Here is a 22,018-nt window from a genome sequence, read left to right as displayed (position 1 = left end):
ATGAGTGACCTGGCCCTGATGGGCCTGATCATCGGGGCGGCGATCGTCCTGTTCGTCTGGAACCGCATCCCCGTCGTCCTCGTGGCGATGGGGGTGGGGCTTTCCCTCTACGCCACCGGCATACTGACCCTCAACCAGGCGCTGCTGGGCTACGGCGATCCGGCGGTGATCTTCATCGCCGCGCTTTTCGTCATCAGCGCCGCGCTCGACCGCACGGGGGTCACGGCCTGGGCAGGGCAGATGCTGATCGCCGGCGCGGGGGAGGAAAGCCGGACGCGGCTGCTGGTGCTGATCTCGCTGCTCGTCGCGGTGCTGACGGCGCTGATCAGCGTGAACGGCGCCGTCGCGGCGCTGCTGCCTGTCGTCGTCGTCATGGCGGTGCGGCTGAAGCGCAAGCCATCGCAGCTGCTGATGCCGCTGGTCTTTTCCGCCCATGCCGGTTCCCTGCTGGCGCTGACCGGCACGCCGGTGAACGTGCTGGTGGCCGAAGCGGCGGCCGATGCCGGGCACCGCGCCTTCGGCTTCTTCGAGTTCACCATCGTCGGCGTGCCGCTGCTGGTCGGCACCATCGTGATCATCGTGCTGTTCGGCGAAAGACTGCTGCCGCATCGCGGCGGGCCTTCCATGCCGGCGGATCTCACGCGCCATGCGACCACGCTGGTCGAGCAATACGGCCTGACGCAGGGCATGTACCGCATGCGCATCCGCGCGACCTCCGCGCTGATCGGCCAGCCGCCCTCGGCGGCGGAAGGGCGCGTGCCGGAAGGGCTCCGCATCGTCGCGGTGCAGGACGAAGCCAGCGGTGGCCCGCTGCGGCGGCCGACGCTTGCGGAGGGCGACTTCCTGATCGTCAGCGGCGAGGCCGAGGCTGCGGGCGCCTTCGCCGCCGAGCAGCACCTCGCCTTCCGGCTCGAGGATGCGGCGACGGACCTCCAGGATACCCTCTTCAATCGCAGTTCCGGCCTCGCCGAGGTGATGATCCCGCCGCGCTCGGCGATGATCGGCCAGATGGTCTTCCCGGGCATGATCACCGAGAGCGGCGATCTGGTCGTCATCGCCGTGCAGCGCGGCGGCGAGGACACGGAGGGCGAGGCGATTGAACTCCAGGCCGGCGACACGATGCTGCTGCAGGGCAGTTGGAAGGCGCTGGACGTCCGGCTGAACGACCCGCAGGTGCTGGTGGTGAACTCGCCGGACCTGGTGCGCCGGCAGGCGGTGCCGCTCGGCACGGGGGCGAAGCAGGCGATCGCGGTGCTGGCCGCCATGGTCTTCCTGCTCGCGACCGGGCTGGTGCCGGCCGCGGTCGCCGGCCTGCTCGGCGTCTTCGCCCTGGTGCTGACGGGCGTGATGACCGTGGACCAGTCCTATCGCGCCATCGACTGGACGACGGTGATCCTGGTGGCGGCGATGATGCCGCTCTCGGCCGCGATGGAGCAGACGGGCGCGGCGCGGCTGATGGCCGAGGGGCTGGTGCTGCTGGCGGGCGAGGGCAGCCCGCACGTGCTGCTGGCGGGGCTCTTCATCCTGACGGCGGTGCTCGGGCAGTTGATCAGCAACACGGCGACGGCGCTGATCATCATCCCGGTCGGGGTGGCGGCGGCGTCGGGCATGGGGGTCTCGCCCATGCCGGTGCTGATGTCGATCGCGGTGGCGGCGGCGGGCGCCTTCCTGACGCCGATCGCGACGCCGACCAACCTGATGGTCATGCGCCCGGGCGGCTACGAGTTCGGTGACTACTGGAAACTCGGCCTGCCGCTGCTGGCCTGGTTCTTCGTCGTCGCGGTCTTCGTGGTGCCGCTGGTCTGGCGGTTCTGATGCCGGTCGGCTTTTCTGCTGACCGGTATCAGAGTTTCGCGCGCGGCCGCGCCACCAACCCCGCATGGGAACGGGGCGGCGCCGCGTGGCGCCGCCCCGTCATCGGCTTCAGGCCGCGGCGTCCACCGGCTGGTAGGGCAGGCGCTTCACGCGGTCCATGTTCATCCCCTCGATCCGCAGCAGGCGCGTCGGCCCGTCGCGGCGCGGGGAATGCAGGATGCCGGGCTCATACAGGTAGGCGTCGCCGGGCTTCATCGCGTAGTCGCGGATGCGCTTGGCCTTGCCCGGCGCGCTCTCGGTCGGGCGGGCGAGGCATTCCCAGTCGGTCATGATCGTCTCGCCGGCGGCCTGGCCGTAGATCGCCCAGGACGGGCCGTGGTCATGCGGGCCGCTGGTCTTCGCGTCGCCGTACGCATGGGCGAGGACGGTGAAGCCGAGGTCCGGGTCCTCGTAGAGAACCTGCCGCTCCGGGGTCTTGTCATTGATGTTGGCGGCGACGAAGGCGGGGTCCTGCAGGGCCTCGCGCACGAGGTCGCAGACCATCTTCCGGCCCTCGGTGCCGGGGTGGCCCTTCAGGGCGGTCCGGGCGCGCTGCACGAAGTCGTCGAGCGTCATGGGCATGGATCTTCTCCTCCCGTCGGTTTCCGGGGCAGAAGATGCTCCTGCCGGCGCGCGGAAGGAAGGGGCCATCCCTGCGCCGCGGGGCCGGCCCCGTGCGGGGGACCGGCGGGCGGCCGCCGACCGACCGGGCCGACCTTCCTGGCCCGCAGGTGGGGGCGCCGGGTCAGGGTTCCGCCAGGAAGTCCCGCGTCTCCCGCACCGCCTGCGCCAGCCCGAGCCGCCGGATCAGGACGCCGGAGGGCAGGCCCGCCAGCAGCCGCGACGGGCAGCGCGCATCGAGCATGACGAAGACGCCCTTGTCGTCCGCGCGGCGGATCAGCCGGCCGAAGGCCTGGCGCAGCCGGTGGCGGGCGACGCGGTCGTCATAGTCCTTGGGCCTGCCGCCCGAGAGGTGCAGCCGGCGCTCCCGGTGTAGGATGGTCGGCCGCTGCCAGGGCACGCGGTCGAAGACCAGCAGGCGCAGCGAATTGCCCGGCACGTCCACCCCGTCCCGCATCGCATCGGTGCCGAGCAGGCAGGCATGTTCCTCGGCGCGGAAGACATCGACCAGCGTGGCGTTATCCATCGCGTCCACATGCTGGGCGTAGAGCGGAATGCCCGCTTCCTCGAGCGGGCCGGCGATGCGGGTGTGGACTTCGCGCAGCCGGCGGATGGCGGTGAAAAGGCCGAGCCCGCCACCGCCCGCGGCCAGGAACAGCGCCTGGAAGGCGGCGGCGATCTGGCCGGGATTATCTCGGCCGACATCGGTGACGACCAGGCAGCGCGTGCGCGCGGCGTAGTCGAAGGGGGAGGGGACGGCGGCGCGGATCGCCGGATTTGGCAGGTGGATGGCGCCGGTGCGGGCCTCGGCCTCGCGCCAGGTGGCTTCGGGGTCGTCGTCTTCCGCCTCGGCCTCGTCGCGCAGCGTGGCGGAGGTGATGAGCACGCCGTGCGCCGGGGCGGCGACGGCGCGGGCAAAGGGTTCCGTCGGGTCGAGGTGGTGGCGGTGCATCCCGGCATCGGTGTCGGTGCCGCCGCGGCGTTCGAGGCTCAGCCAATCGACGAAGGTCGGGCGGGCGCCGGGTTCGGGCGGATCACCCTGCAAGGTGGCGAGCATCCCCTGCCAAGCCTGGATCGGCATCAGCGCGCGGCGTTCGAGGGAGCGGCATGCGGCCTCGAGGCGGATGCGGTCGCCGACTTCCAGTTCCTCGGCTTCCTCCTCCAGCCGCGCGGCGAGGCGGTCGCGCAGCGACTTCAGCGGTTCCTCCAGCCGCGCCAGCGCGCGGGCGAGGGCTTCCGCGGCGCCCGGCAGGGCCTCGCTGACCGGGAAAAGGTCGCATTCCGAATCATAGAGCCCGGCGTCCCGTGCCTCCTGCGTGCGGGCAAGGACCTGTTCGCGGGTGGCACGCAGGAATGCCTCGGCGGCGTTGGGCGTCTCGTCCGGGTTGGCGCGCGGATCGCCGGCGAGGCGGGAGGGCCAGCCGGGCACCGGCAGGGCGCGCGCGGCGGTCAGCGCGGCATCGAGCGGGGCATTGAGGTCGGGACGGTCGCCGATCAGTTCCTCGGCCCGGCGGCGCAGGCCGCGGGCGCGGGACCGGCCGCCCTCGGCACCCAGCAGCCAGCGGCGCAGTTCGGCCATCTCCGCCCCGGTCAGGTCGGCGGAGAAGGCGGAATCGGCCGCGTCGAAGAGGTGATGGCCCTCGTCGAAGACCAGGCGCAGCGGCGCGCCGTCCTCCCCGCCGCCGAGCGCCGCCTGGACCATGACCAGCGCGTGGTTGGCGATGACGATTTGCGCGCCCTTGGCGCGGCGGATGGAGTGCTCGACGAAGCAGGCCTTGTAGTGCGGGCAGGCGGAATGGATGCATTCGCCGCGCCGGTCCGCGAGCGGCAACACCGCGCCGGGGCCAAACAGTTCCCCGATCCAGCCGGGGAAGTCGCCGCCCATCAGGTCCCCGTCGCGCGTCGCCAGCGCCCAGCGCGCCACCAGCCCAAGGGCGATCGCGAGGTAGGGCGGCGGTCCCGCTGCGGTGAGGTCGTCGAGGTTCAGCAGGCAGAGATAGTTCTCCCGCCCCTTGCGCAGCACGACGCGGCGGCGGCGCTCCTCGGGGTCTGGGAAGAGGCGCGCCGTCTCCTGGTCGATCTGCCGCTGGAGGTTGCGGGTGTAGGTTGAGATCCAGACCGGCGCGCCGTTCTTCTCGGCCCAGAGGCTGGCCGGCGCGACATAGCCGAGGGTCTTGCCCGTGCCGGTGCCGGCCTCGGCCAGGACCAGCGCGGGGGCGCCGGGATGCGCGCGCGGGGCGAAGGCGGCAGCGGCGGCGGAAGCGTAGTCGGCCTGCTGCGGGCGCTGTTCGGCGCCGGGGCCGAGGATCTCGGCAAGGCGGCGGCGCGCCTCGGAGGGTTCCACGGGAAAGGATGCCGCCGGCGGGGGCGGGGCGTTGTCCTCCCATTCCGGCAGGCGGCGCCAGACCTTGTAGGCGCGCGCGTCGGGCTTCGCCTTCGGGTCGCCCAGCGCGGCCAGCACCGAGGGCGCCCAGGCCCAGCCCGTTTCCCCCATGCGTGCCGCCAACCCGGCCGCGTCACGGTTGCGGGCCAATTCCCGCGTGTCGGCCAGGTGGCGCAGCAGGTGGGTGGCGATCTCGGTCAGCAGGGCGGCGGCGGCTTCCTCGTCCCTCGGCTGCGGCAGGTCGAGGGCGAGCGCGAGGCCGCGCGGCGTGGGCGCGCAGGGCTCCGCCGGTCGGCAGAAGGCGAAGAGCTCGAGCAGGTCATGCGCGTTGTCGAAGCCCGGCAGGCCGAGGCGGCGCGCGGTCGCGGGGGCATGCACGAGCAGCGGCGCCGTCCCGCGCAGGCGGGCTGCCGCCGCGCCGGCGGAAAGGGTCTCGATCTCGCCGTCCGGGCTCAGCAGGACCGCCCGACCGAAGCCTGCGACCAGGGACGGCACGTCGGGGAGCAGGAGTCGCGGGGCAGCGGTCATCGAGGAAATCCAACCATCCCGTGCGCGGCCAGAAGGGCACCGCGCCGCGGCGTTCCGCCGGGGCCCGGAACGCGACTATCGTGGCGCTGGGCGCCGTTGCGCCCACGGCGCGGGAGGCGCTGTCCATGAACGTGCTGCTGATCATCAACGACCCGCCCTACGGGACGGAGCGCTGTTACAACGCCCTGCGCCTGGCCGGCGCCCTGCTGAAACGCAGCCCGGAAAACACCGTGACGGTGTTCCTGATGGCCGATGCGGTCATCGCCGCCCGGCGCGGGCAAAAGGTGCCGGAGGGGTATTACAGCCTCGAGCGCATGCTGGGGCGCGTGCTGGCGGGCAAGGGGTCGGTCCTGCTCTGCGGAACCTGCATGGATGCGCGCGGCATGACGACGGAGGAGATGGTGGCGGGGGCCGCCCGCAGCACCATGGACGAACTCGCTGCCGCGACCGAGGCCGCGGACAAGGTGCTGGTGTTCTGAACGGCGCGCCACCGGCGCCGGACCCGCGCCGGCCAGGGCGGGCGTCAGCGGGGGGAGGCGCCTCCCCCCGCCCCGTATCATGCCGCCTTGCGGGCCAGGCCCGGCAGGCGCTCGGCGATCTGCACCGCGTTCAGGGCCGCGCCCTTCAGCAACTGGTCGCCGCAGAGGAAGAAGTCGAGGCCGTGGTCGCCGAAGACCGGGTTGGCGCGGATGCGACCGGCTTCGATGTCGTCCTGGCCGGTCGCATTGATCGGCATCGGGTAGAGGCCGTGCTCAGGGTCGTCCACCACCTTCACGCCGGCCGCGCGGCGCAGGACCTCGCGCGCCGTCTCCGGGGTGACGGGGCGCTCGGTCTCGATCGTCACGGCTTCCGCGTGCACCCGCATGGTCGGGATGCGGACCGCGGTGCAGGAGATGGGAAGATCGGGCATGCCCATGATCTTCCGGCTCTCCCACACGACCTTCATTTCTTCCTTCGTGTAGCCGTTGGGCTGGAAGACATCGATCTGCGGGATGACGTTGAAGGCGAGCGGCCAGCGGAAGACCTCGGCCTGCGGCTTGGCGCCATCCACCAGGACGCGACGGGTCTCGCGCTCGAGCTCCGCCATGCCCTCGGCGCCGGCGCCGGAGGCCGCCTGGTAGGTCGAGACGATCACGCGCTTCAGCCCGAAGGCCTGGCGCAGCGGCTCGAGCGCGACGACGAGGATCGCCGTGGTGCAGTTCGGATTGGCGATCAGCCGCGCCGGGCCGATGGCCGAGGCGTTCACCTCCGGCACCACCAGCGGGACATTGTCGTGCAGGCGGAAGGCCGAGGAATTGTCCACGACGGTCACGCCGGCCTCGACCATCTTCGGCGCATGCGCCTTGGCGAAGTCGCCTGAGACCGCGAGGAGGGCGAGGTCGAGGTCGCGCACGGCGGCGTCGGAGAATTCCTCGATCTCGACCTCGCCGAAGGGCGTTTTCGTTTTCGTGCCGGCGCTGCGGGCGGAGGCGAAGAGCCTCAGCGAGGTGACCGGGAAGGCCCGGCGCCCCAGAACGTCCACCAGCTCGCGGCCCACCGCACCGGTGGCGCCGACAATACCGACACGCATGTCCCTTAATGTCCTTTCGACGGTTGAAGGGGCGCGATCCTTACCCCGAAGCCCCGGCTGGACCAATGGTTTCTTGCCCTTGGCGCCCGGATTCCGCAGCGGGGCGGATCCTGGCCGGAAGCATGACGGGCGGGCCGAGGCTTTGCGCCGGTCCGGGAGCGCGCGTTCCGACCGGCCGGGACCGCTGGAACTGCCCGCGCGGGTCGCGATGCCAGGGGCCGCGGACGGGTTTTCCGCGCGTTGCCGCACAAGGCGCATGGGCGCCCGGATGCGGCCTGCCCGGCTTCCGCGGGCAGAACGAAATACCCCCGGGGTCGCGCCGGCCCGCGCGGCCACCTATAACGCCCCTCCGATTGCCGCATGAGTTCCGCCACCGTGACGAACCCCGCCCCGACCGATCTCTCCGCCGTCAAGGCCTGGCCCTTCGAGGAAGCCCGGAAGGTCGCCGCGCGGCTGGAGAAATCGGGCAAGGCCGAGGCGCTGTTCGAGACCGGCTATGGCCCCTCGGGCCTGCCGCATATCGGCACCTTCGGGGAGGTGGCGCGCACCACCTGGGTGCGGCGCGCCTTCGAGCTGCTGACCGGCAGGCGTTCCCGGCTCGTCGCCTTCAGCGACGACATGGACGGGCTGCGCAAGGTCCCGGACAACGTGCCGAACAAGGAGATGCTGGCCCAGCATCTCGGCCGGCCGGTGACCGCCGTGCCGGACCCATTCGGCACGCATGAGAGCTTCGGGCATCACAATAACGCGCGGCTGCGCGCGTTCCTCGATGCCTTCGGCTTCGAGTACGAGTTCGCGTCTTCCTCCGACTACTACAGGTCGGGTCGCTTCGACGCCGCGCTGCTGCGCATGGCGGAACGGCACGAGGAGGTGCGTGGCGTGATCCTGCCGACCCTCGGGCCGGACCGGCGCGCGACCTATTCGCCCTTCCTGCCCATCCATCCGAAGACCGGCATCGTCATGCAGGTGCCGATGGAGGAAGTGCGCCCGGCCGAGGACCTGCTGGTCTGGGTGGATCCCGCGACCGGCGAGCGCTTCGGCACCCGCATCACCGGCGGCCACTGCAAGGCGCAGTGGAAGGCGGACTGGGCGCTGCGCTGGTTCGCGCTTGGCGTGGACTACGAGATGTCGGGCAAGGACCTGATCGATTCCGTGAAGCTGTCCTCGGCGATCTGCCGGGTGCTGGGCGGCGAGCCGCCGGAATCCTTCACCTACGAGCTGTTCCTCGACGCCGAGGGGCAGAAGATCAGCAAGTCCAAGGGCAATGGGCTGACCATCGAGGAATGGCTGCGCTACGCGCCGCCCGAGAGCCTCGCGCAGTTCATGTTCAACCAGCCGCAGCGCGCGAAGCGGCTGTATTTCGACCAGATCCCGCGCGCAGTGGACGAATACCTCCAGCACCGCGCCCGGCTGCGCACGGTGGCAGATCCTGCGGTGCCCGCCTGGCACATCCATGCCGGCGCGGTGCCGAACGACCCGGAGCCGCCGGTCTCCTTCGCCATGCTGCTGAACCTCGCGAGCGTGGTGAACGCGGACGACCCGGAGATCCTCTGGGGCTTCCTCGCGCGCTACGCTCCGGGTGCGACGCCGGCGACGCAGCCGCTGCTGGGCAAGCTCGTCGAGCACGCCGTCCACTACTATCGGGACTTCGTCGCGCCGACGAAGCGCTTCCGCACCCCGACGCCCGCCGAGCGCGAGGCGTTGCAGGCCCTGATGGCGGCGCTGCGCGACCGCGCGGCGGACCTGGAAGCCATGCCCGCCGAGGATCGTGCGAAGGCCATCCAGGACCTGGTCTATGACGCCGGGCGGCGGGAACCCTTCCTGCAGCCAAACAAGGATGGGTCGATGGGCGTTTCCCGCGCTTGGTTCAACGCGCTCTACCAGGTGCTGCTGGGGCAGGAGGAAGGCCCGCGCTTCGGCGGCTTCGTCGCGCTCTACGGCATCGCCGGCACGATCGGCCTGATCGAGACGGCGCTGGCGCGCGAGGAGACGCCGGCGGCGTGAGCATCGGGGCGCGCGCCGTCGCGCTGGTGAAGCGCCACGGCCCGACCGTGTTCGGGCTGCTGCTGCTCGTCGGCGCGCTCTATGTGGTGCAGCGGGAATTCCGCAACCTCTCCTGGCAGGACATCCGGGAGGCGCTGCACGCGACACCTGCCGCCACGCTGTGGTCGGCAGCGGGTTTCACGCTGCTCGCCTATGTCGTGCTCACCGCCTATGACCGATTGGGGTCGGTCTATGCGGGACATCCGGTGTCCTACCTGCGGACCTCGCTCGCCTCCTTCTGCGCCTATTCGCTGGCGAACAACCTCGGCTTCGCCACGGTGTCGGGGGCGGCGGTGCGCTACCGCTTCTATGCCGCCTGGGGGCTGCCGCCGGTCGCGATCGCGAAGGTGGTCGCCTTCACCTCGCTCACCTTCGGGCTGGGCGGCTTCGCGCTGGGCGGGACGGTGCTGCTCTTCGAGCCCGACGTGCTGCCCTTCTTCGGGGAAGGCGCGCCGCGCTGGGTGATGCAGGCGGTCGGCGGGCTGCTGTGGGGCATCGTCGCGGCCTACATCCTGATGGCGCGCTTCGTGCCGCATTTCCGGCTCTTCGGGCACCAGATCGACCTGCCGGGCTTCCGCATGGCGCTGGCGCAGACGCTGCTCGCGAGCGCCGATGTCGGCGTGACGGCGATGATCTTCTGGGCGCTGCTGCCGCCGGCGGAAGGGCTGACCTTCCTGCACTTCCTCGGCATCTACATCGCTGCGCTCTCGGCCGGCATCGTCGCCAACGTGCCCGGGGGCATCGGCGTCTTCGACGGGGCGATCCTCTTCGGCCTGGCCGGCTACATGCCGACGCCCGAGGCGATCGGCGCGCTGCTGCTGTTCCGCCTGCTCTACTACATCGTGCCGCTGTTCCTGGCGGGGGTGCTCTTCGCCGGCTTCGAGGTGAGCCAGCGGCGGCATATCCTGGACCGCATCGGGCCCGAGCGCGGCGTCGCCATCTCCTTCGAGGTATCGGCGGTGGCGGGCCTCACGGCCATCGCAGCGGTCACGCTGATCTTCATCGGCGCGCTGCCGCCCAAGCCCAACCTGCTCGACGGCGTCTTCGACCTGCTGGACGACGCGGGCAGCCATCTCGCGGCCTCCGTGGTCGGCTCGCTGCTGCTGGTCGCCGTCTATGGGCTGGTGCGGCGGCTGGCGATCGCCTGGTGGGCGGCGCTGCTGCTGCTGCTGAATGGCGCCGCGATCACCTGGCTGCGCGGGGAGGCCCTGTGGCTGACCGGCCTGTTCCTGCTGGTGTCGGTGCTCCTCGGCGCGACCCGGCCGGCCTTCTACCGCCGCGCGCGGCTGATCGCCGAACCGCTCTCGGCCGAGGGGCTGCTGGCGCTGACCGCGGGGGCGATCTGCGGCCTGACCCTTGCCACGGTGGCCTATAGCGGCCGCTTCGCCGACTATTCCTGGTGGGGCGTGGTGCTTTCGGCCGAGGCACCGCCCTCGCTGCGCTTCGCGGTCGGGTTTGCCGCCGTGTTGCTGCTGGTGGCCGCGGCGCGCCTGCTGCGCCCGGCGCGGGTGCCGGCGTTGGCCTACGATTCCTCCGTGCGCGAGCGACTGCTTGCCCTCGGCGCCATGGCCCCGCCCGAGGGCGGGGCGGACGGCGCCGTCTTCGGGGATGGCGGGCGCGCGGGCTTCGCCTTCGTGCGGCGGGGCGATGTCTGGCTTGCGCTCGGCGATCCGGCAGGGGAGGAACGCGACCGCATCTCGGCGGTCTGGCGGTTCCGCGACATCTGCGAACAGGCGCGCGTCGACCCCGCCTTCTGGCGTGTCGGGCCGGACCTGCTGCGCGTCTATGCCGATATCGGGCTGACGCCCTTCGCGCTGGATGCCGACGGCAATGCACCGCGCTACCTGGCCTGCCGGGCCGAGCGCGACCTCGAGGCGCTGCTGCCCCTGCTCCCCGAGGCCGACCATGCCGGCTGACCGGCTTGCCAGGCCGGCCGCTTCCGGCCATTCCACCCATGCCTTGCCGACCCATGAGGGAACCCCATGCGCATCGCCATGATCGGCGCCGGCTATGTCGGCCTCGTCTCCGGCGCGTGCTTCGCCGAATTCGGCGTCGACGTGACGGTGATGGACGTGGACCCGGCGAAGATCGACGGCCTGCGCGCCGGGATCATGCCGATCTACGAGCCGGGCCTCGACAAGCTGGTGGCCGAGAATGCCCGCGACGGGCGGCTGACCTTCACCACCGACCTCGCCCAGGCGGTGCGCGGGGCGGATGCGGTGTTCCTCGCCGTCGGCACGCCGACGCGGCGCGGGGACGGGCATGCCGACCTGACCTATGTCTATGCCGCCGCCGAGCAGGTGGCGAAGGCCGCCGAGGGGCCGCTGGTGCTGGTGACGAAATCCACCGTGCCGGTCGGTACGGGGCGGGAGGTGCAGGCCATCGTCCGCCGCGTGCGGCCGGACCTGCCGATCAGCGTCGCCTCCAATCCGGAATTCCTGCGCGAGGGCAGCGCCATCGGCGACTTCATGCGGCCCGACCGGGTGGTGATCGGCGTCGATGACGAACGCGCGCTGACCGTGCTGAAGCGGCTGTATCGCCCGCTCTACCTGATCGAGACGCCGGTGCTGGCGGTGTCCATCGAGAGCGCCGAGCTCATCAAGTACGCCGCCAATGCCTTCCTCGCGACCAAGATCACTTTCATCAACGAGATCGCCGACCTCTGCGAGAAGGTCGGCGCCGACGTCCACGACGTGGCGCGCGGCATGGGGCTCGATGGCCGCATCGGGCGGAAGTTCCTGCATCCCGGGCCGGGGTATGGCGGGTCCTGCTTCCCCAAGGACACGCTGGCGCTGGCGCGCACCGCGCAGGATGCTGGGGTGCCCGTGCGGCTGGTGGAAACCACCATCGCGGTGAACGAATCGCGCAAGGCGGCCATGGCCGACCGCATCCTCGCGGCGCTGGGGCCGGAGCCGGCGGGCAAGCGCGTCGGCGTGCTCGGCGTGACCTTCAAGCCCGAGACGGACGACATGCGCGACGCGCCGTCGCTGGTGATCCTGCCCAGGCTGGTCGCCGCCGGGGTGGAGGTGTCCGCCTACGACCCGCAGCCGGCCCATGCGCGGGAAGCGCTGCCGGCGGCGGTGCGCTTCGCCGACAGCGCGCTCGGCGCCGCCGAAGGGGCCGATGCCGTGGTCGTGCTGACGGAATGGAACGAATTCCGCGCGCTGTCACCGGATCGCCTCAAGGCCGCCATGAAGGGCGGTGTCATTCTCGACCTCCGCAATGTCTGGGACCCGGTGGCGATGCGCGCGGCCGGTCTCGCCTATTCTTCCATCGGCCGCCCGTAACGGAGTGACCATGACCGCCTTCCGCCACCGCTTCGACCCGACGGTCCTGCGCGAATACGACATCCGCGGCATCGTCGGGAAAACGCTGAAGCCCGAGGACGCCTTCGCCATCGGCCGCTGCTTCGGGTCCGTGGTGGTGCGCGGCGGCGGGAAGCGCGTCGCGGTCGGCTATGACGGGCGGCTGCATTCGCCGGAGCTCGAGGCGCAGCTCGTCGCCGGCCTGCGCGCCTGCGGGCTGGAAGTGGTGCGGATCGGCCTCTGCGCCACGCCGATGCTGTATTTCGCCGCCTACGACCAGCAGGCCGACGGCGCGGCGATGGTGACGGGCAGCCACAATCCGCCCAACTACAACGGCTTCAAGATGATGATCGGCAAGAAGCCTTTCTACGGCGCTGCGATCCAGGAGATCGGGCGCATGGCAGCCGAGGGCGACGTGGTGCCGGAGCATGCGGGCACCGACCGGTCGGTGGACATCGCCGCGCGCTACGCCGACCGTGTGCTGCAGGACTGGGACGGCGGCGACCGCAAGCTGAAGGTGGTGTGGGACCCGGGCAACGGCTCGGCCGGGCCGATCGTGAAGGCGCTCGCCGCGCGCCTGCCGGGGACGCATTTCGTCATCAACGGCGATGTGGACGGCACCTTCCCGAACCATCACCCCGACCCGACGGTGGCGAAGAACCTCGAGCAGATCATCCACGAGGTGGCGCGGGAGAAGGCCGACCTCGGCATCGCCTTCGACGGCGACGGCGACCGCATCGGCGTGGTGGACAACGAGGGCCACGTTCTCTTCGGCGACCAGTTGCTGATCGTGCTGGCGCGGGATGTCCTGAAGACGAAGCCCGGCGGCACCATCATCGCCGACGTGAAGGCCTCCCAGGTGCTGTTCGACGAGGTGGCGAAGGCCGGCGGCAACCCGCTGATGTGGAAGACGGGCCATTCGCTGATCAAGGCGAAGATGGCCGAGACGGGCAGCCCGCTCGCCGGCGAGATGTCCGGCCACATCTTCTTCGCCGACAAGTGGTACGGCTTCGACGACGCGCCCTACTCGGCCGTGCGGCTGCTCGGCATCGTCGCGCGCATGCAGGGGACTCTCGCAGACGTCCGCGCCGCGCTGCCGCAGGTGATCAACACGCCGGAACTGCGCTTCAACTGCGACGAAGCCCGCAAGTTCGAGGTGGTGAAGGAAGTGAAGGACCGCCTCGCCGCCGATGGCGCCAAGGTGCAGGACGTCGACGGCGTGCGCGTGCTGACCGAGGACGGCTGGTGGCTCCTCCGCGCTTCCAACACCCAGGCAGTGCTGGTGGCACGCTGCGAGGCCAAGAGCGCCGAGGGGCTCGAGCGGCTGAAGGCGCAGCTCGTGAAGCAACTGGTTGCGAGCGGCCTCGACGCGCCGGATTTCTCGGGCGAGAACGCGGGGCACTGAGCGACTTTCCGATCTCGCTTTTCCCAGTCTAGCATTTCCTCCTGCGGCCCAGTCAGGGCAGCGGGAGGAGAACCGGGAATGACCACCCAGCGTCGATCGCTGCTGCTCGCAATGGGGGGCACGCTTGCTGTCCCCGGCCTTGCCGGCGCGCAGCAGGACTACCCCAACCGCCCCATCCGCATCGTCGTGCCGTTTCCGGCCGGCGGCACGACGGACCTGCTCGCGCGGCTCTTCGCGCAGCGGATGACCGAGACGATGGGGCAATCCGTCGTGGTGGAGAACCGTGGGGGCGGCGGCGGCTCGATCGGCGCGGACGTGGTCGCGAAGGCGGCGCCGGACGGCTACACGCTGCTCTTCCACAACATCACCTTCCCGACGACGACGGCGACGCTGACGCTCGCCGGACGCCCACCGCACGACATCGAGCGCGACTTCGCGCCGCTTTCCCTCGGTGCCAACGTGCCGCTGGTGGTCCTCGCCAACCCGGCGGTGCCGGCGAACGACCTCAAGGGCTTCATCGATTGGGCGAAGGCGCAGCCGAACCCGGTCTTCTATGGCTCGACCGGCCCCGGCTCCTTCATGAACATGGTCGGGGAGGTGCTGAAGCGGGAAACCGGCGTGCGGATGGAACACGTGCCCTTCCGCGGTGCCGCGCCGCTGGTGCAGGAACTGATCGCGGGGCGGGTGCAACTCGGCGGCGACCAGATCTCGACCTCCTTCGGGCATGTGCGGTCCGGGGCGCTGAAGGGGCTCGCCAATGTCGCCTCCCGCCGCGCCGCGGTGCTGCCGAACGTCCCGACGGTGCGGGAACTGGGTTTCGCCTCGCTGGAACTGGAAGGCTGGAACGGCTTCTTCGCCCCCGCGCGCACGCCGGCCCCCGTCATGGCGCGGCTGAACCGCGAGATCGCCGCCGCCGCCCGCCACCCGGACTTCGTGAAGCGCTGCGAGGAGGTGGGCGCCGAGCCGGTCGGTTCCGACGCGGACAGCTTCGGCACCATGGTGCGTGCCCAGTCCATCAAGATCCGCGACCTGGTGGCGAGCGTGCAACTCAGGCCCGAGTGATCCTCTTCCTCTACGGCACGCTGCTGGATCCGGAGGTGCTCGCCCGCATGTCGGGCGAGCCCGACCTGCCGCGTCGGCTGCGGCCGGCGCGGCTCCAGGGCTGGCGGCGCGTCTTCCTGCGCGGCACGCCGTATCCGACGCTGGTGGAGGATGCGGCGTCCGTGGTCGAGGGCGCGGCGGTCCGCGCCGGGCCGGCGGCCCTTGCGCGGCTCTCGGAGTACGAGGGCAGCGCCTACGCCATGGTCCCGCTGACCGTCATGACCGATGGCGGCCCATTGCGGGCCCGGGCCTGGATCGCGCCGGCCTCGCGCGCGGATGCGGACCGGCCATGGCCCTGATCAGGGCACGGCACGCGCGGCCTCGATCCCGCTGAGCCAGGCGCCGGCGACAGTGGCGGCGAAGCGAGGGTGGCAGGCCTCCCCGGCGAAGCTGAGGCGGCCATCGGCGAGCGGGGTCCCCAGCACGCGCCGCGCCTGTTGCCGACCCGGCACGGCGTGGCTGTAGGCGCCGCGGAAGAGAGGATCCTCCCCCCAGCGCGTGACGATGGCACGGCCCAGCGCCGCGGCGGCACGGGGCCCGAAGACTTTCGCGGCCTCCTCGCGGGCCTCCGCCTCGGCGCGGGTGGCGTCGCCGCAACTCTCCCAGGCGCGGGCGCCGCCACAGAAGGCGATGAAGACAGGATCGCCGAAGAGGCGCGCCACCCACGACATCGGGCGGTCGCCGTCGTGCTCGACCGCGCGGCGCAGGCTGACGAAGGGCGGGAGGTCCGGCACGTCCGGACCGTCGGCACGGAAAGCGATCTTGGTGAGCAGGCCCAGGGGGAGCGCGTGGATCGCCTCCTGCGTCGCGAGGGGGAGTGGCGGGTCGAAGGCGATGCCGTCGGTGGCGAGGACGCCCGTGGACACCGTCACGATCGCCGCATGCGCCCTGACGCTGCCGAAGGCGCCTTCCGCCGCGACACCCTTCGCGCCCCAGGCGATCCGGTCCACGCGGGCGGCCAGCCGCACCGGAAGGCTGTCCGCGAGGCGCGCGACCAGGCCGCCGACGCCCCCGCGCAGCACCAGGTTCGGCCCGTCCAGCGCGGTGGCGGCGAAGTCGTGCAGGCTCATGCGCGAGAGTTCCGCGGCGCAGATCTGCGCGCCCTCCCAGTGCACCACCGTGGCGTCCCAGGGGCCGTCCGGCGGGGCGGCGGCCGAGGCCGGGCGGTCCGGGCCGCCGTCCCGGGCAGCGGCGTCGATGGCCTGCCAGAAGTCATCCTCCGCAGCGGCGAAGGCGCGCCGTTCCTCGCCCGTCGCGAAGCGGCCATGGGCGAAGAGGCGCCGTTCGCGCACCGTGTCATGGTCCAGCATCTCGCAGCCCAGGGCGCGGGCCAGGGGCGTCAGCGGGTTGTCGTCGGCCTGGTGCAGCCAGGAAGCGCCATGGTCGAAGGGCGCGTCGAGGCTCATGGATTCGGTCCAGGCGCGGCCGCCGACCCGGGTGCCGCCTTCCAGCACGATGCAGGAACGCCCGCGCGCGGTCAGTTCGCGGGCAGCGGCGATTCCGGCGCAGCCGGCGCCGATCACGAGGACGTCTGGATCGGAAGGGAACATCGCCGCATCATGCGGCGACACGGTCAGGGGATGAACCATGCTGCAAGCGCCGCCCGCCGAACCCGGCATGCGCGAGGACGAGGTCGATACGCCGGCGCTGCTGATCGACCTCGATGCCTTCGAACACAACCTCGACACCATGGCCGCGCTGCTCGCACCGACCGGCGCGAAGCTGCGGGCGCATGCCAAGACGCACAAGTCGCCGGTCGTCGCGAAGCTGCAGATGGCGCGGGGCGCCATCGGGCAATGCGTGCAGAAGGTGGCGGAGGCCGAGGCGCTGGCCTGGGGCGGCGTCCCGGACGTGCTGGTGACGAACCAGGTCGTCACGCCGAGGAAGCTCGCGCGGCTCGCGGCGTTGGCGCGCATCTGCAAGGTCGGACTCTGCGTCGACGATGCGGAGCAGATCGCGCTGGCGGAACAGGCGGCCGAGGCCGCCGGCGTGCGCCTGCCGGTGCTGGTGGAGATCGATGTCGGCATGGGCCGCGCCGGCGTCGAGCACGGCCCGCCCGCGGTGGCGCTGGCCGAACGCATCGCTGCCAGCCGGCACCTGATCTTCGGCGGGTTGCAGGCCTATCACGGCAGCGCGCAGCACATGCGCGCGCCGGAGCAGCGCATGGCGGCGATCGCCGAGGCTGCGGCACGGTCGCGCCGCACGGTGGAGCAGCTGAAGCAGCGTGGCCTGGATTGCCCGATCGTCGGCGGCGCCGGCACCGGCACCTTCCGGCACGAGGCGGCGAGCGGCGTCTATACCGAGATCCAGGCCGGCTCCTACGCCTTCATGGACGTGGACTACGGGAAGAACGACGACGCGCCGCCGTTCCGCAATGCGCTCTTTGTGCTGAGCACGGTGATGAGCCGCGCGACGCCGGGCGTCGCGGTCGTGGATTGCGGTCACAAGGGCGTCGCGGTGGATTCCGGCATGCCCGGCGTGTGGGAGCGGCCGGGGCTGCGCTACGCGGGCGCATCCGACGAGCACGGCAAGATCCTGATCGAGGATGGCACCGCGCCGGCGCTCGGGGAGAAGCTGCGCCTGGTGCCGGGCCATTGCGACCCGACGGTCGATCGCTACGACTGGTATGTCGGTGTCAGGAAGGGGCGCGTGGAGTGCCTGTGGCCCATCGCTGCTCGTGGCGGCATGGCCTGACCCCAGGGCCTCCGAACGCCCTGCGGCCCGCGCGAAGGCGCGGGCCGGGAGCGCAACGCGCGAACGCGCCCAGGCCGGCATTCATCGCCGGCGCACGCCTTCATGGCGCGCAAGCCAAGTGCGCGGATGCGCGCGCCGGCGCCTGAGGCAAGAAACTACTGACTCGCCCAGACGATGCGGTGCATCCAGGCGATCTCGGGCAGTTCGAAGCTGTAATTCGGGTGCGCGGGGTTCAGGCTGGCGAGTTCGATGCGCTTGGCCGATTGCCGGCGCAACTCCTTCGCCATGACCTCGCCCTTCTGCGTGCGCACCACGACACGGTCGCCACGCCGCACCGGCGCGGCGGGAGAGACGATGACGACGTCGCCGTCACGGAAGACCGGCTCCATCGATTCGCCGGAAATCTCAAGCGCATAGGCGTTGGGGTCGCCGATGTCGGGTAGCGAGATCTCGTCCCAGGACCCGCCGACCGGGTAGCCGCCATCGTCGAAGTATCCCTCTCCCCCGGCCTGCGCGAGGCCGATCAGCGGGATGCGGCGGCCGGAGCCCCCGCGCCCGCCGCCGCGCGGCAGGGCGGGCATGCCGGAGACCAGGCTCGCGAAATCCTCCATGCCGCGGCCGGTCGCGGTCAGCACCTTGGCGATGCTTTCGGTCGAGGGCCAGCGCGCGCGACCGTCCACGCCGATGCGCTTGGATGGATTGAAGGCGGTGGGGTCGAGCCCCGCCTTGCGCGCGAGTCCCGAGGCAGAGAGGCCGTGTTCGGCCGCCAGGGCATCGAGTGCGCGCCAGATGTCGTCGTGCCGCATGCGGAGTGATGTTCCGTCGTCCGGTCCCAGGACGCGAATCCAGAACCGGTGGCGCCCCTTGGGGAACATATCCTAGGTCTGGTGTCGGCATGCAATAGGTCAATCTTCCTTTTGTGTCTTGCCGAATGCAACCAGGGCGGTTAGTGTTCACGTATTGTTCACCCCACAGGCGAGATCCCCCATGCGCCCTGCCCCCCGCACCGCCCATGCGCCCCGTTACGCCAGCCTGGCCGCAGCCGAGCCTTTCCGCTCCGCCGAGGAGGCCTGGTTCTGGACCATGGCCGCACTGATCGCCCGCCGCGACGGCGCCCGCATCTCCGCGGGGAAGGGCCAGAAGGTCCGGCCCTGCGAGCCCGACGACGTGGTCAAGTGCCTGGACCGCCTCTACCGCCAGCGGCGCATCGACCTGATCCACGCGCGCGTCATGCGGAGCTGGGGCGAGCGCGGCGCCGCCCCCGACCCGCGCTACCCCACCGAGCGAGCCGACGCGGTGCAGTGGCAGGAGGCGATGAACCGCCTGGAATGGCCGCTGCGGGTGAAGGGGATCGTGGCGTGATCCCCAACCACCGCCAGGCCCGAGCAGCCCCCCAGCAGGTCTGGATCGCCTTTGGCGGAGAGGCGGACCAGCCCTGGCTGCGCCCGCTGCGCCGCGGCTTCCGCCACTGCTTCGCCGCGTTGCGCGACGAGGCCGGCTGGACGGTGGTGGAACCGCTCAGCGGGCGGCTGCTGGTCGCGCGGCTCGGGGTGCCGGCTTCCTATGACCTACCGGGCTTCTACCTTCGCGCGGGGCTGGCCGTGCTCGGGCCCTTCGCGCCCGGGCCGGTGCGCGCGCGGCGCCTGCCGGCGCTGGTGCCGTTCACCTGCGTGGGGCTGTGCCGGGCCGTGCTCGGCGCTGGCGCGCCCTTCGCGCTGACGCCCTGGGGGCTGTTTCGGCGCCTGGCGAAGAATCTTCACGGAAATAGGAAAAAAGTCTTGACGGCTGCCTCGGGGCAGGGTATCACCCGTCTTGCCAAGGGGCGAATTGCGTCCTGAGGCTTCCTCCCGTTCCCCCCGAGAGCCTTACGCGGGCCCGCCCTTCCTCACCGAGGGGCGGGCCCGCGGCTTTTCGGGCTGCGCGCGGGAGGGTCCCGATCCCCCCGACCGAGAGGAGCCGCGCGCGCATGGGTGGCCTGTTCCGCGCCCCGAAGCCTGTCGTCATCGCGCCCGCCACGGCGCCGGACCCCGCGCCGGCCGCCAGCCCGGTGCAGGCCGCCGAGGAAACCGCCGCCGCCGCCCGCAGTGAGGCGCGCGAGCGCGCCCGACGCGGCCTGTCCGGCACCATCGCCACATCCGCCCGCGGGCTGCTCGGCGCCTCCGCCGACTTCGCCGCGACGCGCAAGTCGCTGCTCGGGGAGTGAGGCGATGACCCCCGAGGAGATCCTGGCGCGCCACGTCCGCGCCCTCGACCGCCGCCGCGCGCAGGAAGCGCTGTGGCAGGACTGCTACGACCACGTGCTGCCGCCGGTGACCGGCGGGCGCGTGGCGATCTACGACGCCACCGCGGCGGATGCGGCGGAGCAACTCGCCGCATCGCTGCTGGCGGAACTCACGCCGCCCTGGTCGCGCTGGTTCGGCCTCGCGCCCGCGCGTTCGGTGGAAGGCGATGCCGAGGCGGCGATGGTGCTCGAGGAAGCGGCGGAGACGCTGCAAGGCCATCTCGACCGCTCGAACTTCGCGCTCGAGATGCACCAGGCCTTTCTGGACCTGGTGATCGCCGGCACGGGCCTGCTGTTGGTGGAGGAAGCGCCGGTCGGCGAGCCCTCCGCCTTGCGCTTCACCGCCGTGTCGCTGCGCGAGGCGGTGCTGGAGGAAGGCCCGTCCGGCCGGCTCGACACCGTCTTCCGCGCAGCGCGGCTGAGCGAGGCGGCGCTGCGGGCGCGTTACCCGGCCGCGGCTCTGCCCCCTGACGGCGAGGACAACGCGGAGGCGCCGCGCCACCGCGTGGTCGAAGCTGTCTGGCCGGACCGCAACGGGCATCGCTTCCTGGCACTGATGGTCACCGACCGCGGGCCGGAAGTCCTCGCCGAGGGCCGTTTCGCCGAGAGCCCGTTCATCGCCTTCCGCTGGCTGAAGGCACCGGGCGAAAGCTACGGCCGCGGCCCGGTGGCCAAGGCGCTGCCGGACATCCGCACGGCCAACAAGGTGGTGGAACTGGTTCTCAAGAACGCCTCCATCGCGGCGACGGGCATCTGGCAGGCCGACGATGACGGCGTGCTGAACCCGGCGACGGTGCGGCTCGAGCCCGGCGCGATCATTCCCAAGGCGCCTGGTTCCGCCGGCCTCACGCCGTTGGCGGCGCCAGGGAACTTCGACGTGTCGCAGCTGGTGCTGACCGACTTGCGGGCGCGCATCCGTGGTGCGCTGCTGGCCGATCGGCTCGGCCCGCAGCGCAACGACAACATGACGGCGACCGAGGTGCTGGAACGCTCCGCGCAGACCGCGCGGCTGCTCGGCGCCACCTACGGAAGGCTGCAGGCGGAACTGCTGACGCCGCTCATCGCGCGCTGCCTGTCCGTCCTGCGCCGGCGGGGGGAGATCCCGCCGCTGCTGCTCGACGGGCGGGAGGCGGTGCTGCGCTACCGCAGTCCGCTCGCACAGGTGCAGGGCCGCGCCGATGCGGCGAACACGCTGCTCTTCCTGCAGGCGGTGCGTGCCATGGGCCCGGAGGCCGTGGCGCAGATCGACACCGCCGCCGCCGCACGCTGGCTCGGCCGGACGCTCTCCGCGCCCGCCGAGGTCCTGCTTCCCCCCGCGCAAACCGACAAGGAGTGAGCGCCCGATGCCCGAGGATCTGCTGGAGACCACGCTGGCTGAAGCCGGTTCGTCGAACCGGCCCGCGCGCCCCGACGACGTGCCGGAGAAGTTCTGGGACGAGGAGGCCGGCGCGCTGCGCGTCGAGGCGCTGCTGAGATCGTACCGCGAGTTGGAGAAGCGCATGTCCCAGCGCATCGCCCCGCCGGGCGCCGACGCGCCGGAGGAGGAGCGCATCCGCTTCCGCCGCGCCATCGGCGTGCCGGACGGCCCGGACGGCTACCGGATCGAGCCGAAGCACGATCTCTGCTGCGCGGACGAGGACATCAACCGCCGCCTGCACGATGCCGGCTTCAGCGAGGCGCAGGCGCAGCTCGTCTACGACCTGGCGGCCGAACGCCTGCTGCCGCTGATCGCCGAGGCCGCCGGCCAGTTCGAGGCCGAGCGCCAGATCGAGAAGCTGCGCGAGCATTTCGGCGGCGAGGAACGCTTCCGCCGCATTGCGGGGCAGATCACGGCGTGGGGCCGGTCCAACCTGCCGGCGCCGGTGATGGAGGCGCTCTCCACCACGGCGGAGGGCGTGATCGCCCTTCACCGCATGATGCAGGGCAACGAGCCTGGTCTTGCGCGGCGTGCGGAGGAAGCCGGTGCCGCTGACGAGACCGAGCTGCGCGCGATGATGCGCGACCCGCGCTACTGGCGGACGCGCGAGCCGGAATTCGTCCGCCGCGTGACGGACGGGTTCCGGCGCATGGTCGGCGGCGCGGGGTGACGGCCTGCCGAGAGGCTGAGCCCCGCGCCGCGGTGCGGCGCTTCGACATCGACTGACACATCCCGCCTTCCCGGCGCGGCTTGAGCGCATGACTGCGCGCTCGCCGCGCCGGCGGCCCCGCGCGCGACCGCGCGGTGGCCCGGGGG

Annotated in this window: 19 protein-coding genes; 14 read left to right on the top strand and 5 right to left on the bottom strand. The window is 71.8% G+C overall.

Annotated elements, in window-relative coordinates:
* A complete protein-coding gene (locus GXW76_RS17000; RefSeq protein WP_211863289.1) occupies positions 1 to 1,815 on the top strand; it encodes an SLC13 family permease in 1,815 nt (604 codons plus the stop codon).
* Positions 1,816 to 1,923: 108 nt separating this feature from the next.
* Here the strand turns inward: GXW76_RS17000 and GXW76_RS16995 are convergent, their stop codons facing one another.
* On the bottom strand, positions 1,924 to 2,436 hold the full coding sequence (locus GXW76_RS16995; RefSeq protein ID WP_211863288.1) for a cupin domain-containing protein: 513 nt from the start codon (positions 2,434 to 2,436) through the stop codon (positions 1,924 to 1,926).
* A gap of 163 nt (positions 2,437 to 2,599) precedes the next feature.
* Entirely contained in the window at positions 2,600 to 5,386 is a 2,787-nt protein-coding gene (locus GXW76_RS16990; RefSeq protein WP_211863287.1) for an ATP-dependent DNA helicase, read from the bottom strand.
* Positions 5,387 to 5,406: 20 nt separating this feature from the next.
* Here GXW76_RS16990 and GXW76_RS16985 point away from each other — a divergent pair, with 20 nt between their 5' ends.
* The gene (locus tag GXW76_RS16985) at positions 5,407 to 5,865 is read left to right on the top strand and encodes a DsrE/DsrF/TusD sulfur relay family protein (RefSeq protein ID WP_211863286.1); all 459 of its coding nucleotides are present in this window, start codon (positions 5,407 to 5,409) and stop codon (positions 5,863 to 5,865) included.
* Between the two features lie 77 nt (positions 5,866 to 5,942).
* On the opposite strand, the gene GXW76_RS16980 is transcribed toward GXW76_RS16985, so the two are convergent.
* A complete protein-coding gene (locus tag GXW76_RS16980) occupies positions 5,943 to 6,956 on the bottom strand; it encodes an aspartate-semialdehyde dehydrogenase (RefSeq protein ID WP_211863285.1) in 1,014 nt (337 codons plus the stop codon).
* A gap of 360 nt (positions 6,957 to 7,316) precedes the next feature.
* Between GXW76_RS16980 and GXW76_RS16975 the strand changes: the two genes are divergently transcribed.
* From GXW76_RS16975 to GXW76_RS16950, 6 genes are all read left to right on the top strand, one after another.
* Positions 7,317 to 8,960, top strand: coding sequence for a lysine--tRNA ligase (locus GXW76_RS16975; RefSeq protein WP_211863284.1), 1,644 nt, complete (start codon positions 7,317 to 7,319; stop codon positions 8,958 to 8,960).
* Positions 8,957 to 10,915, top strand: a complete 1,959-nt coding sequence (locus tag GXW76_RS16970; RefSeq protein WP_338150982.1) for a lysylphosphatidylglycerol synthase domain-containing protein — start codon at positions 8,957 to 8,959, stop codon at positions 10,913 to 10,915. The genes GXW76_RS16975 and GXW76_RS16970 overlap by 4 nt, the downstream gene beginning before the upstream one ends.
* 66 nt (positions 10,916 to 10,981) lie before the next feature.
* Positions 10,982 to 12,286, top strand: coding sequence for a UDP-glucose dehydrogenase family protein (locus GXW76_RS16965; protein WP_211863283.1), 1,305 nt, complete (start codon positions 10,982 to 10,984; stop codon positions 12,284 to 12,286).
* A 10-nt stretch (positions 12,287 to 12,296) separates the two neighbouring features.
* Positions 12,297 to 13,709 carry a phosphoglucomutase/phosphomannomutase PgmG gene (gene pgmG, locus GXW76_RS16960; RefSeq protein ID WP_211863282.1) on the top strand — a complete coding sequence of 471 codons (1,413 nt, stop codon included), beginning with the start codon at positions 12,297 to 12,299 and terminating at the stop codon, positions 13,707 to 13,709.
* 78 nt (positions 13,710 to 13,787) lie between these two features.
* Positions 13,788 to 14,771, top strand: coding sequence for a Bug family tripartite tricarboxylate transporter substrate binding protein (locus GXW76_RS16955; RefSeq protein WP_211863281.1), 984 nt, complete (start codon positions 13,788 to 13,790; stop codon positions 14,769 to 14,771).
* Positions 14,768 to 15,109, top strand: coding sequence for a gamma-glutamylcyclotransferase family protein (locus GXW76_RS16950; RefSeq protein ID WP_211863280.1), 342 nt, complete (start codon positions 14,768 to 14,770; stop codon positions 15,107 to 15,109). The genes GXW76_RS16955 and GXW76_RS16950 overlap by 4 nt, the downstream gene beginning before the upstream one ends.
* Here the strand turns inward: GXW76_RS16950 and GXW76_RS16945 are convergent, their stop codons facing one another.
* Positions 15,110 to 16,360, bottom strand: a complete 1,251-nt coding sequence (locus GXW76_RS16945; protein WP_211863279.1) for a flavin monoamine oxidase family protein — start codon at positions 16,358 to 16,360, stop codon at positions 15,110 to 15,112. It lies immediately after the preceding gene.
* Between the two features lie 37 nt (positions 16,361 to 16,397).
* On the opposite strand from GXW76_RS16945, the gene GXW76_RS16940 reads away from it, so the two are divergent.
* The gene (locus GXW76_RS16940; RefSeq protein ID WP_211863278.1) at positions 16,398 to 17,504 is read left to right on the top strand and encodes a DSD1 family PLP-dependent enzyme; all 1,107 of its coding nucleotides are present in this window, start codon (positions 16,398 to 16,400) and stop codon (positions 17,502 to 17,504) included.
* 155 nt (positions 17,505 to 17,659) lie between these two features.
* On the opposite strand, the gene GXW76_RS16935 is transcribed toward GXW76_RS16940, so the two are convergent.
* The gene (locus GXW76_RS16935; RefSeq protein ID WP_211863277.1) at positions 17,660 to 18,310 is read right to left on the bottom strand and encodes a S24 family peptidase; all 651 of its coding nucleotides are present in this window, start codon (positions 18,308 to 18,310) and stop codon (positions 17,660 to 17,662) included.
* Positions 18,311 to 18,491: 181 nt separating this feature from the next.
* On the opposite strand from GXW76_RS16935, the gene GXW76_RS16930 reads away from it, so the two are divergent.
* From GXW76_RS16930 to GXW76_RS16910, 5 genes are all read left to right on the top strand, one after another.
* Positions 18,492 to 18,866: a hypothetical protein gene (locus GXW76_RS16930; RefSeq protein WP_211863276.1), complete on the top strand. Its 375-nt coding sequence runs from the start codon at positions 18,492 to 18,494 to the stop codon at positions 18,864 to 18,866.
* Positions 18,863 to 19,342, top strand: coding sequence for a hypothetical protein (locus tag GXW76_RS16925; RefSeq protein ID WP_211863275.1), 480 nt, complete (start codon positions 18,863 to 18,865; stop codon positions 19,340 to 19,342). The genes GXW76_RS16930 and GXW76_RS16925 overlap by 4 nt, the downstream gene beginning before the upstream one ends.
* A 128-nt stretch (positions 19,343 to 19,470) precedes the next feature.
* Positions 19,471 to 19,707 (top strand): hypothetical protein, encoded by a 237-nt coding sequence (locus GXW76_RS16920; RefSeq protein ID WP_211863274.1) that lies wholly within the window; start codon positions 19,471 to 19,473, stop codon positions 19,705 to 19,707.
* A 4-nt stretch (positions 19,708 to 19,711) separates the two neighbouring features.
* Positions 19,712 to 21,121: a portal protein gene (locus GXW76_RS16915; protein WP_211863273.1), complete on the top strand. Its 1,410-nt coding sequence runs from the start codon at positions 19,712 to 19,714 to the stop codon at positions 21,119 to 21,121.
* Between the two features lie 7 nt (positions 21,122 to 21,128).
* Positions 21,129 to 21,872: a capsid assembly protein gene (locus GXW76_RS16910; RefSeq protein WP_211863272.1), complete on the top strand. Its 744-nt coding sequence runs from the start codon at positions 21,129 to 21,131 to the stop codon at positions 21,870 to 21,872.
* Positions 21,873 to 22,018: the final 146 nt, after the last annotated feature.

Source organism: Neoroseomonas soli, assembly GCF_018129065.1.
GTDB lineage: Bacteria > Pseudomonadota > Alphaproteobacteria > Acetobacterales > Acetobacteraceae > Neoroseomonas > Neoroseomonas soli.
This window is presented reverse-complemented; position numbering and strand designations above follow the sequence as displayed.